Below are 17137 nucleotides of genomic sequence, written 5' to 3'. Positions count from 1 at the left end.
GGGGGGGGGGGGCTGTCGGTGGTGTGGGGGGGGGGTGGGGGGGGCCCGGGCCGGCGGCCGGTGTGGGGGTGCGGGCCGTCGCCTTGGCGCTACGAGACGTCACTTCTCGGTGTCGTCCTTCTTGTCGTCGTCGGCTTCTTCGCCCTCGACCACGGGGATCAGGGAGAGCTTGCCGCGGGAGTCGATCTCGGCGATCTCGACCTGGACCTTCTGGCCCACACCGAGGACGTCCTCGACGTTCTCCACGCGCTTGCCGCCGGCCAGCTTGCGGATCTGCGAGATGTGCAGCAGACCGTCCTTGCCGGGCATCAGGGAGACGAACGCGCCGAAGGTGGTCGTCTTCACGACCGTGCCCAGGTAGCGCTCGCCGACCTCGGGCATGGTCGGGTTGGCGATGCTGTTGATCGTGGCGCGGGCGGCCTCGGCGGCCGGGCCGTCGGCGGCACCGATGTAGATGGTGCCGTCGTCCTCGATCGTGATGTCGGCGCCCGTGTCCTCCTGGATCTGGTTGATCATCTTGCCCTTGGGGCCGATGACCTCACCGATCTTGTCGACCGGGATCTTCACGGTGATGATCCGCGGCGCGTTCGGGGACATCTCGTCCGGCGTGTCGATCGCTTCCATCATCACGTCGAGGATGTGGAGGCGGGCGTCACGGGCCTGCTTGAGGGCGGCGGCCAGGACGGAGGCCGGGATGCCGTCCAGCTTGGTGTCGAGCTGGAGGGCGGTCACGAACTCCTTGGTGCCGGCGACCTTGAAGTCCATGTCGCCGAAGGCGTCCTCCGCACCGAGGATGTCGGTGAGGGCGACGTAGTGCGTCTCGCCCTTGATCTCCTGGGAGATCAGGCCCATGGCGATACCGGCGACGGGGGCCTTCAGCGGCACACCGGCGTTCAGCAGCGACATGGTGGAGGCGCAGACCGAGCCCATGGACGTCGAGCCGTTGGAGCCGAGGGCCTCGGACACCTGGCGGATCGCGTACGGGAAGTCCTCGCGCGCCGGCAGCACCGGCACGATGGCGCGCTCGGCGAGGGCGCCGTGGCCGATCTCGCGGCGCTTCGGGGAGCCGACGCGGCCGGTCTCGCCGACGGAGTACGGCGGGAAGTTGTAGTTGTGCATGTAGCGCTTGCGGGTCACCGGGGAGAGGGTGTCCAGCTGCTGCTCCATGCGGAGCATGTTGAGGGTGGTGACGCCCAGGATCTGGGTCTCGCCACGCTCGAACAGCGCGGAACCGTGCACGCGCGGGATGGCCTCGACCTCGGCGGCCAGGGTGCGGATGTCGGTGACACCGCGGCCGTCGATGCGCTTCTTCTCCTTGATGACGCGCTCACGGACCAGGTTCTTGGTCAGGGAGCGGTACGCGGCGGAGATCTCCTTCTCGCGGCCCTCGAACTCCGGCAGGAGCTTCTCGGCGGCGAGCGTCTTGACGCGGTCCAGCTCGGCCTCGCGCTCCTGCTTGCCGGCGATGGTGAGCGCCTGGGAGAGCTCGGGCTTGACGGCGCCGGTGAGGGCCTCCAGGACGTCGTCCTGGTAGTCCAGGAAGACCGGGAACTCGCCGGTCGGCTTGGCGGCCTTCGCGGCGAGGTCGGCCTGGGCGCGGCACAGCACCTTGATGAAGGGCTTCGCGGCATCCAGACCGGCGGCGACGACCTCCTCGGTGGGCGCCTCGGCGCCGCCCTCGACCAGCTTGACGGTCTTCTCGGTGGCCTCGGCCTCGACCATCATGATCGCGACGTCGCCGTCCTCCAGGGCGCGGCCCGCGACGACCATGTCGAAGACGGCGTCCTCGAGCTCGGTGTGCGTCGGGAAGGCGACCCACTGACCGCGGATCAGCGCGACGCGGACGCCGCCGATCGGGCCGGAGAAGGGCAGGCCGGCCAGCTGGGTGGACGCGGAGGCGGCGTTGATCGCCACGACGTCGTACAGGTGGTCGGGGTTGAGGGCCATGATCGTGGCGACGACCTGGATCTCGTTGCGCAGGCCCTTCTTGAAGGACGGGCGCAGCGGGCGGTCGATCAGGCGGCAGGTGAGGACGGCGTCCTCGGAGGGGCGGCCCTCACGGCGGAAGAAGCTGCCGGGGATCTTGCCGGCGGCGTACATCCGCTCCTCGACGTCCACCGTGAGCGGGAAGAAGTCGAGCTGGTCCTTGGGGTTCTTGGAGGCGCTCGTGGCCGACAGCACCATGGTGTCGTCGTCCAGGTACGCCACGGCGGAACCGGCGGCCTGCCTGGCCAGCCGTCCCGTCTCGAAGCGGATGGTGCGGGTGCCGAATGCGCCGTTGTCGATGACGGCTTCGGCGTAGTGGGTCTCGTTCTCCACTAGTGTCTTCTCCGTTACTTGTCGTCTTTCGTCCCTCCTCGCCCGTGTGGCGGGGGGACGGTCGTGGAGAAGCGCTCCGTGCGGTGCGGGCCGGTCTTCGATCGAAGCACCCGGGGTTCTGCCCGCGGGGGCCACTACCGAGGACCGGCGGCGGCGAAGCGCGCTTCTCCTCGTTTCGTTCGTTGGGTCGTACGTCGTACGTGCTGTGTCTGATACCACACTACAAAGGGCCGGCGACACCGCGCACGTACAGCAAAGGGAGCGGCCCCCGAACGAATGGGAACCGCCCCCTTCACGGCGTCCTACTTGGCGCCCGCCGCACCGCGGCGGATACCGAGGCGCTCGACCAGCGCACGGAAGCGCTGGATGTCCTTCTTGGCGAGGTACTGCAGCAGCCGGCGGCGCTGGCCGACCAGGATCAGCAGACCACGACGGGAGTGGTGGTCGTGCTTGTGGGTCTTGAGGTGCTCGGTCAGGTCGGAGATCCGACGGGACAGCAGCGCGACCTGGACCTCGGGGGAGCCGGTGTCGCCCTCCTTGGTACCGAACTCGGAGACGATCTGCTTCTTCACTGCGGCGTCGAGCGACACGCGTACTCCTCTTGGTCTGTGTGGCCACCGAGTGCCCCCGGTCTACGTCTCGGGGGGTCTTCCGTAACTCGGAAGGCGGGGATCCGCTGGGCGCGGCCTCCAGGGCTCGGGCTCCGGGGGCGCGTACACATACGGCCGTCACACAGCGTACCAGTGTGGACGGAGGCCTCTTCCCTCAGGCTCGGCGGCCTGGCCGCCACCCTTGTGGTCACGGGTATCCACAAACCGCTGAACAGGCAGAACGACGGGAAGTAGGGTGACCTCACAGACCGCTCGCAGTGCAGGAGGGACCCACCCATCATGGTCGATGCCGAGGACCGGGAACTCAAGGCGCGCAAGGACCGGGAGCGGGACGAGCTCTACTCCCTCGACATCTCCGGCGTCGAATGGCACAGCGCGCCCGGCACCGAGGAGCACGAGGAGCGGGTCGAGATCGCCTACCTGCCCGAGGGTGCCGTGGCCATGCGGTCGTCGCTGGACCCGGACACCGTGCTGCGGTACACGGAGGCGGAGTGGCGGGCGTTCGTGCTCGGGGCGCGGGACGGGGAATTCGACCTGGAGCCGGCGGCGCCGGATGCCACGGGCGGCGCCGGGTAGCACCCGGGCGGGCGGCGCGCCACTCGGCGCCCGCCCGCGGAACCGCCTCAGTTTCCTGTCATCGACCGCGCCGCGGCGTAGACGTCGAACACGGCGAGCGCCAGGGGAATCAAGGTCAGCAGCACGAAGACTTCGGCGATCTCCATGAAACGTCCCCAGAAGGGCGTCACGCCGCGCCGCGGGGTCGTCAGGCCGATCGCGGTGACCAGGGCGACAGCCGCCACGACCGCCGCAGCCAGCCAGACGCTGCGGATGTCGAGGGCACCGGTGTCCCCCTTGAGCGCGTCGTGCCAGTACTCCACCGGGGGGTTCATCGCCAGTCCCAGACCGAGGAAGACGAGACAGGCGAGCCCGGCGGCCAGCGAGGCGGCTACCTGGGCGGTGTAGCGGAAGAGCTGCGCCCGCATCACCATCGCGACGCCGGTGGCGAGCGTCAGCAGTTGCGCCCACACGTTGTCCGTGAAGCCCAGCACGATCGACGCGCCCACGGAGACCAGCGCACAGCCGCCGACCAGTCCGGCGAGGAGTTCGTGGCCGCGACGGGCCTGGACGGCGACGCGCTCGGCGTCCACGGGTTCCGGGGCGGTGTCGTCCGCCGCGTAGGAGCCGCGCGGCCCGTTGGGCGGCTCGAAACCGATGGGGAGCCGCGCGAAGCGCAGGGACAGTCCCGGCAGGAAGGCGAGGGCGCACACCGCCAGGGGGGCGCAGATCGCGGCCGCCTCCATGGGCCGCAGGTCCGTCAGCATCGCCACGAACGTCGTGAGCAGGCCGACCGCCGCGGCGAAGAGGAAGGCCACGAAGGGGCTGTCGCCGCCCGGCGACACCAGGGTGAGTACGACCGACGCGACCAGCACAGCCGCGCACGCCAGCAGGAACTGGAGCCGTCCGATGCCCTGACCCTCGGCGAGCGGCAGCAGTCCTGAACCGGCCACGGCGATGTTCGGCAGCGCACCCAGGCCGAGGGCGACCGCGAAGCCACGGTCGTCGTAGACGCGGGCTCGGACACACGCGAAGGTGACGAGCAGGAGGCCGGTGACCGCGGCGACTATGCCCTGCAGGCTGTGCATGTCGTGGCGGATCTGGGCACTCCAGACCACGAACGCCGACAGCACCGCGAGGACGCATGCCCCGACCAGGCCGGCCACGCGCGTGAGCGAGCCGTCCCACAGCGTGCGGTCGTGGGTGACGGCGGAGGCGACGGCCTCCGAGACGTCGTCGAAGACGGCCGGGGGCAGCGAATCGGCGAACGGGCGCAGCGTGAGCAGTTCGCCGTCCAGAATGCGCTGGGCCGCGAAGGACCGGGCACTTTCGAGGACGGTCCCGTCGCGGCGTACGAGGTGATAACCGACCGGTGCGCCCTCGGCGGGACTCTGCTGGGAGAACCGCAGGATCTCCGGGTACAGGTCGGCGACCGGTACATCGTCGGGCAGGGCCACGTCGATGCGGCTGTCGGGCGCAACGATCGTGACCCGGCAGAAGCCGAGCCCCGAGCCCGCCGCGGCCGGGGCAACGGTGCCCCCCGCTCCGCCTGTCGCGCCGGTGGGCGCGGAGGCCGTCATGGTCACCCGGTGTTCCCCCTCGTAGGTGATGTCGGAAAGGTGCGGTACAGGCGCGCTCTCGCCGCCGCCCGGGCGCCTCGCCGGTGTGTGCTTCTGTCGAGCGTTGCGCAGTCCACATGGTTCCCGGCACGGTTCCCGGCGGGTTCGCGGGTGTTCACGCGTCGCACAGGCACCCTACCGCCCGGCACTGTCGGTGCGTGTCAGTAGGATCGCCCTCTGCGACCGACGTGCGCCGGGAGACGGGCGGCGGACGGAACGGGTCGGGCAGGCAAGGGAATTGGTACGCATTGAGTCACATCGTCGTCAAGCGCCCGCCTCGGGCACTGCCGAAGAACGTGCCCACGCAGGAGGTCCACCTGCAGCCACCGCCGGAGCTTCCGCGCGGGCAGCAGGAGGGCGTCTGGATGCAACTCCTGCCCATGCTCGGCATGGGCGGGTCCGTGGTGTTCTTCTTCAGTCCCCAGGCCCATCCCTTCATGAAGATCATGGGGATGGTGATGGTGGCCTCCACCATCGCCATGGGTGTCGCGATGCTCATCCGCTACCGCCGCGGCAACCAGGGCCAGATGGCCGACATGCGCAGGGACTACCTGCGCTACCTGGCGCAGGCCAGGCGCACCGCGCAGAGGACGGCGACGGCTCAGCGCGACGCCCAGTACTACCTGCACCCCTCGCCCGAGCAACTGTGGGCGCTGGTCGCCGAGGGCAGCCGGACGTGGGAACGGCGCACCGGTGACGAGGACTTCGTCCAGGTACGCGTGGGTCTCGGCCCGCAGGCCCTGGCAACTCCCCTGGTACCACCCGAGACCGCTCCCGTGGACGAGCTGGAGCCGTTGACGACGGGCGCCATGCAGCGCTTCCTGGCCACGCACAGCACCCTTGAGGACCTGCCGATGGCGGTCTCACTAAGGGCCTTCTACCACGTGACGATCAGCGGCGAGCCGGTCACCGTGCGCGGCACCGCCCGGGCCGTCACCGCCTCGCTCGCCGCGCTGCACTCCCCCGAGGACCTGGTGATCGCCGTGGCCGCCGGGCACGAGTCGGCGCCGGAATGGGAGTGGGCCAAGTGGCTGCCCCACGTGCAGGCCGGGGGCGTCGCGGACGGCGCGGGCTCCCGGCGCCTGATCACGGCCGACCCGGCGGCCCTGGAGGAGTTGCTCGGCGCCCGTCTCGAGGGCCGGCCCAGGTTCCACCCGGGCGGACGTCCGGTGCCCGAGCAGCCGCACCTGGTCGTCGTGCTCGACGGGGTGTCCCTGCTTCCGACGTCGCTGCTGGCCAGTCCCGAGGGCCTGCAGGGCGTGACCGTGCTGGAGGTGATCCCCGGCACCCTCACCACCGGACGCGGCGACCTCTCGGTCGTCGTACAGCCGAAGGACCTGCGCCTTGAGTCGGCCCACGGCGCGGTCTACGAGGGGATGCCCGACGTCCTCTCCGAGCCGAGCGCGGAAGCCCTGGCCCGCCAGCTCGCACCACTGCGCGTGGGAGCGGGCGGGGACAACGACGAGCCGCTCCTCGCCAATCTGGACTTCACCGACCTGCTCAGCCTCGGTGACGCCGCCTCAGTCGATCCGCGGCGCACGTGGCGGCCCCGCTCGCAGTCCGAACGGCTCAGGGTGCCGATCGGCGTCGGTGAGGACGGCCGGCCCGTGATGCTCGACCTGAAGGAGGCGGCACAGGAGGGCATGGGGCCGCACGGCCTGTGCGTGGGCGCGACCGGCTCCGGCAAGTCGGAGCTGCTGCGCACGCTGGTTCTCGGCCTGGCGGTGACCCACTCGTCCGAGACCCTCAACTTCGTACTCGCCGACTTCAAGGGCGGGGCGACGTTCGCCGGGATGGCGCAACTGCCCCACGTCGCCGCCGTGATCACCAACCTCGCGGACGACCTGACGCTGGTCGACCGGATGGGCGACTCGATCCGCGGCGAGCTCAACCGCCGTCAGGAGATGCTCCGCGACGCGGGCAACTACGCCAACATCCACGACTACGAGAAGGCCCGCGCGGCGGGTGCCGCGCTGCAGCCGATCCCCTCGCTCGTCCTGGTCATCGACGAGTTCAGCGAACTGCTCACGGCGAAACCGGACTTCATCGAGATGTTCGTGCAGATCGGCCGCATCGGCCGGTCACTGGGGGTGCATCTGCTGCTCGCCTCGCAGCGGCTCGAGGAAGGACGCCTGCGCGGACTGGAGACCTACCTGTCCTACCGGATCGGCCTGCGCACCTTCTCCGCTGCCGAGTCGCGGGCCGCGCTCGGCGTCCCGGACGCCTACGAGCTGCCGAACGTCCCCGGCTCCGGTTTCCTGAAGTTCGGTACGGACGAGATGGTGCGCTTCAAGGCCGCGTACGTATCGGGCGTGTACCGCTCGAGTGCGCGGCAGACGGCGTCCTCCTCCGGCTCGCTGCCGGTCGACCGGCGGCCCGTGCTGTTCACCGCCGCCGAGGTCCCGGTGCGGTACGCGGCGGTGCCGCCACAGCGTGAGGAGAGTCCGGACGAGTCGGGCGACGCCCTCGCCGACACCGTCCTCGACGTCGTCGTACGGCGGCTGGAGGCTCAGGGCCCGTCCGCCCACCAGGTGTGGCTGCCCCCGCTGGACAGCCCGCCGTCACTCGACGCGCTGCTGCCCGGCCTCGCCCCGGTGGCAGGGCGCGGCCTGACCCAGCCCGGCTACGAAGGTGCGGGGCGGCTCGTGGTGCCCGTCGGCATCGTGGACAAGCCGTACGAACAGCGCCGGGACCCGCTGTGGGTGGACTTCGGGGGCGCGGCCGGCCACATGCAGATCCTGGGTGGCCCGCAGTCGGGCAAGTCGACGCTGCTGCGCTCGCTCATCTCGTCCTTCGCGCTCACGCACACCCCGCACGAGGTGCAGTTCTACGGACTGGACTTCGGTGGCGGCGGCCTGTCGGCGGTGGCCGGCCTGCCCCACGTCGGCGGCGTGGCCTCACGCCTCGACCCCGAGAAGGTACGGCGCACGGCGGCCGAGGTGTACGGCGTGCTGAGCCGACGGGAGGAGTACTTCCGCACGACGGGCATCTCCTCGATCGCGGAGTTCCGCGCCCGCCGCGCGCGAGGCGACATCGCGGTGACCGATCAGCCCTGGGGCGACGTGTTCCTGGCCATCGACGGCTGGGGGAACTTCCGCGCGGACTACGAGGCGCTGGAGTCGATCGTGCTGGACATCGCGGCACGCGGTCTCGGCTACGGCATCCACCTGATCCTTACCGCGTCCCGCTCCATGGAGGTCCGCGGCAACCTCAAGGACCAGCTGATGAACCGCCTCGAGCTCCGGCTCGGCGACCCCATGGACTCCGAGTTCGACCGCAAGGTCGCGGCGACCGTGCCGACGGGCGTGCCCGGACGTGGCCAGACCCCGCAGAAGCAGCACTTCATGGCGGCGGTCCCGCGCATGGACGGGCTGTCCTCCGACACGGACCTCGCAGAGGCCACCCAGGCGCTCGGGACCGAGGTCGCCCGGCACTGGCAGCAGCCGGGTGCACCCGTGGTGCGGTTGCTGCCGCGCGAGTTCCCGGTGCGCGAGTTGCCGCCGGGGGGCCGGTTCCCCCGACGCGGGGTGTCGTTCGCGCTCGACGAGGACAACCTCGAACCGGTGTTCGTGGACTTCGACCAGGATCCGTTCTTCCTGATCTTCGGCGAGAGCGAGTCCGGCAAGTCCAACCTGCTGAAGGTGCTCATCCAACGGCTCACCGAGCGCTACGACGGCGACTCCTGCAAGCTGTTCGTCATCGACAACCGCCGCTCCCTGCTGGGGGTGACCCCGCCCTCGCACCTCGCCGAGTACGTGCCCATGTCGAATCAGATGCAGCATCACATGGACGCGCTGGCCGAGCTGATGCAGCGCCGTACGCCGACCGCAGACGTCACGCCGGAGCAGTTGCGCGACCGCAGTTGGTGGCAGGGCCCGACGGTGTACATCGTCATCGACGACTTCGACCTGGTGGCCACGTCGAGCGGCAACCCGCTGGCTGGCCTGACCGAACTCCTCCCCTTCGCCCGGGACGTCGGCGTGCGCTTCATCATCGCCCGCTCGACCGCGGGCGCGGGCCGCGCCGGCTACGAGGCCTTCATGCAGCGCCTCAAGGAACTCGGCGCCCAGGGCGTCGTCCTCGCCGGCGATCCGGCCGAGGGCGACCTGCTCGGCGGCGTACGCCCGCGCCCGATGCCGCCGGGGCGGGGCGTGTTCGTGTCGCGGCGGCGGGGGAAGCCGTTGGTGCAGGTGGGGTTGGTGGAGGACGGGGGCGGGTGGTGAGAGGGGTTCCGGCGGCCGTCCCGGTCTACAGGACCACCTTCGGGTGAACTGCCCCAGACACGAACGAAAGAGGGTGGGCGTCTCCCGCGCACGCCCACCCTCGTTGCCGCGGCGGCTCGGACCGCCTGCGGCTACTACCTCACTTACGGCACCTGCGACTACTGCAGGTACCTGGACGCCGCCAGGTCGCCCTCCATGTACGTACCGCCGGACGAGCCGACGACATGTCCGATGCCCATGAGGGCCTGGTGGATGTCGCTGGTTTCCTTGCGCCAGAGTTCCAGCTTCACCGCATAGGCATCCTGAGCCTTGCCCGCCCAGTACTGCTTGCTGCCTTCCACCATCTTGGTGAGTTGCTGAATGTCCTCGTCGAGCAGCTTCGCCTCGTTGGCGAGGTTGGTCGCCGCGAAGTCGAGTCCGTCGTACGTCACCTGCAGTCCGTCGGCGTTACGGCTCATCTCTGCCTACCTCTTCTCGTTCCGGATGTGCTCCGGCTGTGGCTGATGTCTGCACCGCGAGCCTTGCCCAAACCGCTCTTCGGCGCCTGTTGACCGCTCGCCTCAGAACGAGCTGAGGGGCGACGACTGGACCGTGGGGGCACCGTCATTGATGTTGATCTTGTTCACGGCAGCACGGACTTCGTCTTCCTTGCTGTCCTTGATGTTGCGCGTCGCGGTCATCGCGTCCACGACGTCGGCCAGGATGCGGCCCATGTTCTGCAGCGACGTGTTGATCTCGTACTGCTTCTTGTCGAACGCGGCCCGGCCGATGCCCTGCCACTGCCCTTCGAGACTGTCGATCACACCCTGCAGGTTGTGCACCCGCTTGCGGATGGCCTCGAATTTCTCGTACATGTCCTTCTGCAGCTTGACTACCGCTGCATCTTCTAGCTTCTGGTCGACGGCCATGATCCGCCCTGCCCTCCCTGTTCCTTCTCTGACTACGACACCGACGACGCCGGTGTCAGTTCGCGCGCCGCGCCCGCAGTACGGCGAAGGCGCCGCCGCCGATCACGACGACGGCTGCGGCGGCGCCCAGTGTGATCCACAGGGTGCTGCTGCTGTCGTTCGAGGCGTTCGCCGAGGCGGCTTTCGCATCGTCCGATCCTGCTGCCGCCTGCTTGTCCTTGGACGACCCTTCCGCGCCTTGTGACGCGGCTGTTGCACCCGCGGGCGGCTCGGACGGCTTCGAGGAGGCGGACGCCGGGGGAATCTCCGTCACCAGCTTCTCCCCCTCCTGCGTGTTCTCCTTGCGGAGCGGGTCCGAGTACGGTTCACCGGCGTCGTAGTCCGGGTTCGCCAGCACCGAGCGGGGGCGGATGGTTCCGTAGCCGGCGGTCGCGGTCGGCTTGTCCTTGGGCCACTTGCGGCCAGCTGTGTCGATCAGGGAGCGGGTGACCTGGTTCGCCGTCCAGTCGGGGTGCGCGGACCAGATGAGGGCGGCTGCGGCGGAGGTGATGGCGGTGCTGAAGCTGGTGCCAGGCATGTCGGGACAGTACTCGTCAAAGCTCGGCTTGCAGTAACCAGGGATGTCCTCACCCGGCGCCACCAAGTCGACGTATTGGCCCGACTGGGCGAAGTCCGAGATGTGACTCTTTTCATCGATGGACGACACACCGATGACATACGGATAGCCGGCGGGATAGCCGATGAATCCGCTGTCCTGGCCCTCATTCCCTACGCCCGCGATCAACAACTTCCCCTTGGACGCGGCGTACTTCACCGCTTCTTCGAACTCTGGCTCGTAAGCAGGGGAGGCGAAGGACATACTGATGATGCGCACGTCGCTGTCCGCAGCTGCCTTGATCGCCGCCCACGGGGTGGGCGCACGCTTCTCTTCTTTTTCGTCGAGCAAGTCGTCCAGCGCGATGCGGTACGGCACGATCTCCGCGTCGGGCGCCAGCCCTCGGATCCCGCCTCCTGCCCCGGTGCCGGCAATCAACTCTGCCATGGTCGTCCCGTGGCCGTCGTAGTCGTCCGTGGCACCGTACGCGACTTGCTTCGGTACTTCATCGGCCAGAACCTGACCCTTGAGGGAAAGCGTGTTGGGGTTCACTCCAGTGTCGATCACAGCGACCTTGATGCCCTCCCCCGTACTGGCCTCCCACATCTTCTCGGCCTGCATCGGTCCCAGGTACCACTGCTCCGACCGAGCATCGGCCGCGGCGGCACCCGGAGCGAAGCTCAGGCCGACGGCAACCAGGGCGCTCGCGACAGCACCCCCCACGCGTACTCGCAGCCCGCGACGTGTTGCTGACTTCATGATGGGATGAGTCCTCGCTCACGCTCAGTTGACAACCGGCGGCACATCGCGCCGCGGATTCGTAGGCAGGTGTGTCTCTTCGTCCTCGACCAGGTAGTCGGGACGCTGTGTCCCTTCTTCCCTGCGTTCGTCACTACGGCGCCCACGTCCGCCGGGCCCCCGTACAAGCCCCGCACCGCCACGGGTCATGCCATTCCGCTCGGCACCGGCAGCGGACCTCAGCCCTGCGGGCACGCCTGTGATGCCAGGCTTCGTCACGGGTCGGCCCTTGCCCGACTGGGATCCGGCTTCCGCTCCGACGACCGTGCCACGTGGATGCTTCGGGCCACTTCGCCCCGCCACACCTGGAGTGCTCGCCGGCCGGCCCCCAACTACACCGCCGGCCCGGCCGGCACCGGTAACCGGGCCACTCGTCGATCGCGGTGCCATCGTGGGGTTGGCACGTGGTGTACCGCCGCTCACCCCGTGCCCCATGGGCGACGGCTTCGTTCCTGACGTGATGCCCTTGGCTCCCGGCTGCCCAGCAGACGCCGGACGCCCCACCTGGTTCAAAGGACCTTGGTTGACCGGACGGCCGGGACCCGAGCCTCCACCACCTCCCGAGCCGGGAGTCACTCGCCCCTGGGCGGAGAACGGCGTCCTAGCACGGTCAGGTCCACCGGAGGCCCGACCAGGGCGACCAGGGGGCACTGGAGTGCCGAAGCCAGATACGGACGGACCGATCGGCCCGGCGCCGTCAGCGGGAGGCAGCGTGGTCGGCAATGTGTGCCCGGAAACGGGCGCAGTGGGGAGCGTCGGCGTGCCAACACTGTCGATGTTCGTCGCAACGGGCACGTCGGGGTATACGGTCTTCCCCGTAATGCCTTCAGGAGAATCGACCCCGCCATCCGCGTACTGCGGCTGGGTCCGATCCTCCAAGACTGTGGCTGAGTGGCCGCCTGAGTTCCAGCTCCCGCGTTCCTCTACGCCATTAGATTGATGAGAAGTGGGCCCCTCCTTGATGGAACCCCTGTCAGGCTTCGGAACCCCCACATCGGGCATAGCCTTGAACGTTGGCGGCTCCAACCCCGCCAACATCTCCTCAGACACGGCGTAGTAGGACGACAACCGGTTCATCTGGTTGATCGCCTCTTGGCGGCTCTTCTCGACAAGGACCGCTTCTGCGTACTCGCTGTTGCCCTCAACCTGCATGGGCGTCGGGACCTGCTCGGGCCGCAGCGCCTTGCTCGTCGGCCTCGTATCACGTTTCGGCATGGCCGTGCGTACGGCTGCCAGGCCCACGGCAGCAGCGGTGATCTGGTCTCCCGCCCCGCCGGCGAAGGTACTCAGCCCGTGCGTGCTGGTGACGAGTGAGCGCCCCCACTTGCGGAAGGCTTCGCCGGCCTCGCCCTCCCAGCGAACACCTCCGATATGGCCGTCCAGCTCCTTGGCGGCGTCCTTGATGGCGTCCCGCGCATCCCATAGCGCCTGGCCGGAGCTTTCCAGGTCTTCCGGGTTCGTCTGTTCGACGAGGTCGACCATCTCGTTGAGGTCGTGGTCCTCGAAGTTCGTCCGGCCCTGCAAGGCCGAACCCAGCGGCGTTGATTCGACAGCCGACTGCAGCATCCCGTTGAAGATGCCGAACGAAGGACGTTCTTCCAGGCGTCGGGTGAAGTCCGCAACGGCGTTCTGCTGAGAGACTCGATCGTAGTCCGCCTCGTGGTGCTTTTCGGACATCGTTAGAGACTCCCGCTGGTAGCCGTCTGATTGGTGTGCAGGGCTTCGCCCTTGGCATCCTCGATCCGCTTGATCTGCGTCTGGATCTGTGCGAAGCGGCGGCGCTGCTCCTCTTCGAGGTTGTCGAAGCCCACGTGCGCACCCCTGACGGCGATGCCGATCGCCTCGATCTGAAGATGCAATCTCTTTGAGAGGCTGGTGAGCTCTTCGTGAACCCGGTTGTACTGCAGGTACAGCGCATGGGCCTCCGGGAAGGCGGCCATGCTGCCGCTGTTCAGCGAAGCGGGCTTGATCCTTTGTGCGTCGATACGCGTCGGATCGCCCGCCGAGCCTTCAAGATTGCGGAGTGCGCTGTCCACCCGCTTCACGAACGTCGACAGCGCCTCGCCTGTGACCTCCAGGTCGGCCGCCCTGGCAGCGGACGCCCCTCCCACCATTTCCACTGGAAGCATGCTGCTACCTCCCCCGCTTCCCCGTACGTCCATCGCCCGAGCCAGACTGAACCGCTCGCACGCACAACTGATCGTAACCGCAAGAGATCGATACTGTAGCCACCGGGTAGGCCCTACCCAACCGCCATTTACGCCAGCCTTGTTGCTCTCGCGCGCACTGGTTTCGACGTTCAACTATCGAGGCGGCACCCTGACCTCACCTACGCCCCCTCCCGACACCACCGGTCGCTCAGCCGCACACCGACCGCCCGAACATCGAGACTTTCGCCCGCAATTGGCGCATTCTCGACTCCTGAGGCCGCCAGCAACGCCCTCGTCCTGAAGCCACGAGACCCGGTCACCACGCGTCCATGCCACCGGCGCAGAGATCCACGCTCATAGCCTGAAGACCCCACGCCAGGTCCACCCAGCGCCAAGGACAGCATCCCGCAGAGGCTCGGTCATCTCCCTCGTCGAAAAGCGGAACTCCTTCCCGTCCCGATACACGGCAGGGGCGTATCCACGCCCGTACTGCTCATTGCCCCCGCCGGCGGAACGCCTCTCCCACCGTTCGTCGAGGAACCGCACCTCAGACCCAGCGGGCACGAGTCGCATCCTCGTCCGAAGCGTGACCCCCACTCGAGGCACCCGGCACTCGGCAACAAGGTCCGCCTTCTCCTCCCACAAGGCCTCCCGCACCCAAAACGGTGCCGGATCCCCGCCGAGGCCGAGCAGCGCATCTCGAACGTCCTCAACGGAGCGCGGAACGGTTCCGTTCACGGGGCGCCGCGTACCGGTGACCCTGTCGAACAATCCCACGGTTCCGTTCACCCACACTTCAGCGCATTGACAGTGGCCGAGAGGCAAGCGCGCGTGAACGTACTCGACACCCATCGTGGCCGATAACCGAGGGGCCTGAACGCGCCCGTCAAGACACTGAAGTACGAGTGACCGCCATCCATGAGGTTGCGCCCTCTAAGAACGTGTCCGGCGACTGAAAGCTCACCCCTTTCAGGCTCCCACGGACCCGTGACGTGACCGACATAGACGCGTCCGAGGCGCTGGCGGGAACCTCAGGCTTCCGCACCGTACGTCACGAAGGCGCCCCAGGCCTGGCTGCCCACAACAAAGCTGGGGCCGTCGGAGTCCTTCGAATCACGGACATGGACGGCGCCGGGAGCGTGGGCGATCTCGACGCAGGTGTCGCCGTCGGGTCCGTCGCTGTAGCTACTTTTGAACCATGCCAGTTCGGGGGCATCACTGGCAGCGGTCTCGCGGATCATTCTTCTCCCAGCAGTTGCTCGATGAAGGCCAGCGACTCCCCCGGTGGAAGCGCCTGAGCCCGGACAGTGCCATACCGCAGTTCGAGGATTCGCAGCAGCCTCGGCTCGTGGATCGGGCGGCCGTTGAACGCGCCATCAGAGCGCCCCACGGCCGTCCCGTCCACGAACTTCAGTACCTCGATCCTGCCGCCCATGCCGGAGTGCGGTCCACTGTCCATAGGCATCACCTGAAGCGTGACGTTGCCCAATTGACCCACCGCCAACAAGCGTTCGAACTGCTGTCGTCGCACCATTGTGCCTCCGACCCTGCGACGGAGCGTCGCCTCTTCCAGGACGAACCCGAGCGCAGGCGCGGGGCACCGGTCGTAGACGGCCCGGCGTGCCATGCGGGCGGCCACCCGGCGCTCCAGGTCCTCCGCGGAGTAGGCGGGCTGCCAGCACGCCAGCAAGGCACGGGCGTGCTCGGGAGTTTGCAGCAGACCCGGAATGCTGCTGCACACGTACAGCCCGATTTCCACGGCCTTGGCCTCCAGCTGCGCGAGCTCCCGCACCTTCTTCGGGTACCGGACCTTGGCCACGTCCTCCTTCATCGCCGCGAGCAGCCCGCCGGCCCCCAGAAGTTCGTCCGCCTTGTCGAGATACTCGGGGCGGGGAATCCGCTTCCCGCCCTCGATTTTGTAGACCAGGTCCTCGCCATACCCGGCCGCCTTCGCGAAGTCCGGCGCCCTCATCCCCGCAGCCTCGCGCCGCAGCTTCAGCTGCCGCCCCACGGTCTCGATGACCGCGACGCCCCACTCGTCGTCGGGGTCGACCTCCCACCCCGGTTCGTCCGTCTCGCTCCTGAGCTGCCCCGCGTCGCTGTCGACCGCCACCATGCCCGTGCCCCTCCGTCGTGCCGCATCACTTCAACGCCGCACTACCGCACCGCCCGCCCCGACAAGCCCGGACAGTGACCTTGCGTATTCGTACCGTCACGCTTCACGATAGACGGGTGCCACCATGCCGTGTGGCGCGAACCGGGAGATCGCCGACCGCGCCAACCCGACAGCCACCCAAGACATCTGTCCGCAGCGAGGTTTGGTGCGTGCTTGAAGGGCGGAGCGTCACCTCATCGGTCCGGACCTACTCGTGCCCAGCGTTCAACATCCGCACTGACCGGCGTCACCGGAATCTGAGCACCCCACGCCAGGTCCACCCAGCGCCGAGGGCGGCGTCGCGCAGAGGGTCAGTCATCTCGCGTGTGGAGAAGCGGAACTCCTTCCCCTCCCGGTACATGGCTGGGGCATGCCCCCGCCCGTACCGCACACTGGCCCCGTCCCCGGAGCGTCGCTCCCAGCGCTCGTCGAGGAACCGCACCTCACACGCGTCCGGCACGAACCGCATCCGCGTCCGCAGCGTGATCCTCACCCGGGAACCTGGCACTCGGCCACGAGGTCCGCCTTCTCCCCCGGCATAGCTTCACGTACCTGGAACGGCTCCTGATCCCCAACGAGCCCGAGCAGCGCGTCCCGAACATCCGCAACGGGCCGGGGAGCGACTCCCTTTACGGGACGCCGAGTACCGGAGAGCCTGTCGAACATACCCATAGATGCCGTTCACCCGCAGTTCAAGGTTTTGACGGTGGCGAGTGCGTCCGTTTGACGTCCATACAGAAGGCCGTATCCGCCCTGTCAGCGTGATGCGGTACCGGGCCCGATCGGAATCGGCCGGACCGATCGATGCGGCGTCTACGCCCAGTTGTGGAGCGTCCCCGCTGCCATGTTCGACAACCTCGTGCTCGACCTTCCTGGCGCATTCGCCGTCGAAGTCGGCCTGGGCACCGTCCTCCAGCGAACCGCCGTAGGTGAAGCTGCCGTCCAGGGACCGAGTTGCGCCCTTGACTGCGCTCGTCAATTCGTCGCCGCTCCACTCCCCGTTGTCCTGCACAGCCAGCCCCTGGAAGCCGACGACGACACAGACGAAAGCCATGGCGACCAGGATGACGCGGCCGACCACGAAGGCCCCGTCCGGGAGGTCCGGAACGGATGGACTAGGCGACTCGCGCCAGGAACGGACGCGGTCTGCCTTGATACAGGCCACGGGCACCAGCAAGGCAGAGAGCACGAAACAGGAAGACCG

At 68.5% G+C, this 17137-nt stretch carries 13 protein-coding genes; 2 read left to right on the top strand and 11 right to left on the bottom strand.

The features are described from left to right. Positions 1–99 precede the first annotated feature (99 nt). Positions 100–2319 carry a polyribonucleotide nucleotidyltransferase gene (locus ACFWR9_RS28970; RefSeq protein WP_383846954.1) on the bottom strand — a complete coding sequence of 740 codons (2220 nt, stop codon included), beginning with the start codon at positions 2317–2319 and terminating at the stop codon, positions 100–102. A 302-nt stretch (positions 2320–2621) separates the two neighbouring features. Then, a complete protein-coding gene (rpsO, locus tag ACFWR9_RS28965) occupies positions 2622–2909 on the bottom strand; it encodes a 30S ribosomal protein S15 (protein ID WP_064730122.1) in 288 nt (95 codons plus the stop codon). A 300-nt stretch (positions 2910–3209) separates the two neighbouring features. Between rpsO and ACFWR9_RS28960 the strand changes: the two genes are divergently transcribed. After that, a complete protein-coding gene (locus ACFWR9_RS28960; protein ID WP_383846952.1) occupies positions 3210–3506 on the top strand; it encodes a DUF397 domain-containing protein in 297 nt (98 codons plus the stop codon). Positions 3507–3553: 47 nt separating this feature from the next. Here ACFWR9_RS28960 and eccD read toward each other — a convergent pair whose 3' ends face one another. Then, on the bottom strand, positions 3554–5065 hold the full coding sequence (eccD, locus tag ACFWR9_RS28955) for a type VII secretion integral membrane protein EccD (protein ID WP_383846969.1): 1512 nt from the start codon (positions 5063–5065) through the stop codon (positions 3554–3556). Positions 5066–5352: 287 nt separating this feature from the next. Between eccD and eccCa the strand changes: the two genes are divergently transcribed. Continuing rightward, positions 5353–9327, top strand: a complete 3975-nt coding sequence (eccCa, locus tag ACFWR9_RS28950) for a type VII secretion protein EccCa (RefSeq protein ID WP_383846951.1) — start codon at positions 5353–5355, stop codon at positions 9325–9327. A 158-nt stretch (positions 9328–9485) separates the two neighbouring features. Here eccCa and ACFWR9_RS28945 read toward each other — a convergent pair whose 3' ends face one another. The 8 genes from ACFWR9_RS28945 to ACFWR9_RS28910 all read right to left on the bottom strand — a co-directional run bounded on the left by ACFWR9_RS28945 (position 9486) and on the right by ACFWR9_RS28910 (position 15894). Further along, complete coding sequence (locus ACFWR9_RS28945) at positions 9486–9785, bottom strand: WXG100 family type VII secretion target (protein WP_383846949.1); 300 nt, start codon at positions 9783–9785, stop codon at positions 9486–9488. A gap of 102 nt (positions 9786–9887) precedes the next feature. After that, entirely contained in the window at positions 9888–10235 is a 348-nt protein-coding gene (locus ACFWR9_RS28940; RefSeq protein WP_383846947.1) for a WXG100 family type VII secretion target, read from the bottom strand. A 55-nt stretch (positions 10236–10290) separates the two neighbouring features. Next, positions 10291–11589, bottom strand: a complete 1299-nt coding sequence (locus ACFWR9_RS28935) for a S8 family serine peptidase (protein WP_383846946.1) — start codon at positions 11587–11589, stop codon at positions 10291–10293. Between the two features lie 24 nt (positions 11590–11613). Further along, positions 11614–13305, bottom strand: coding sequence for a hypothetical protein (locus ACFWR9_RS28930; RefSeq protein WP_383846944.1), 1692 nt, complete (start codon positions 13303–13305; stop codon positions 11614–11616). 2 nt (positions 13306–13307) lie between these two features. Beyond that, on the bottom strand, positions 13308–13757 hold the full coding sequence (locus ACFWR9_RS28925; RefSeq protein WP_383846942.1) for a hypothetical protein: 450 nt from the start codon (positions 13755–13757) through the stop codon (positions 13308–13310). Positions 13758–14132: 375 nt separating this feature from the next. Next, positions 14133–14516: a hypothetical protein gene (locus ACFWR9_RS28920; RefSeq protein WP_383846941.1), complete on the bottom strand. Its 384-nt coding sequence runs from the start codon at positions 14514–14516 to the stop codon at positions 14133–14135. A 293-nt stretch (positions 14517–14809) separates the two neighbouring features. After that, complete coding sequence (locus ACFWR9_RS28915; RefSeq protein ID WP_383846939.1) at positions 14810–15019, bottom strand: DUF397 domain-containing protein; 210 nt, start codon at positions 15017–15019, stop codon at positions 14810–14812. Continuing rightward, on the bottom strand, positions 15016–15894 hold the full coding sequence (locus tag ACFWR9_RS28910; RefSeq protein ID WP_383846937.1) for a helix-turn-helix domain-containing protein: 879 nt from the start codon (positions 15892–15894) through the stop codon (positions 15016–15018). The genes ACFWR9_RS28915 and ACFWR9_RS28910 overlap by 4 nt, the downstream gene beginning before the upstream one ends. Positions 15895–17137 lie beyond the last annotated feature (1243 nt).

The sequence above is a fragment of the Streptomyces sp. NPDC058534 genome (assembly GCF_042717365.1).
GTDB lineage: Bacteria > Actinomycetota > Actinomycetes > Streptomycetales > Streptomycetaceae > Streptomyces.
The sequence above is the reverse complement of the archived record's forward strand: the minus strand, read 5'-3'. Positions and strand labels throughout refer to the sequence as shown.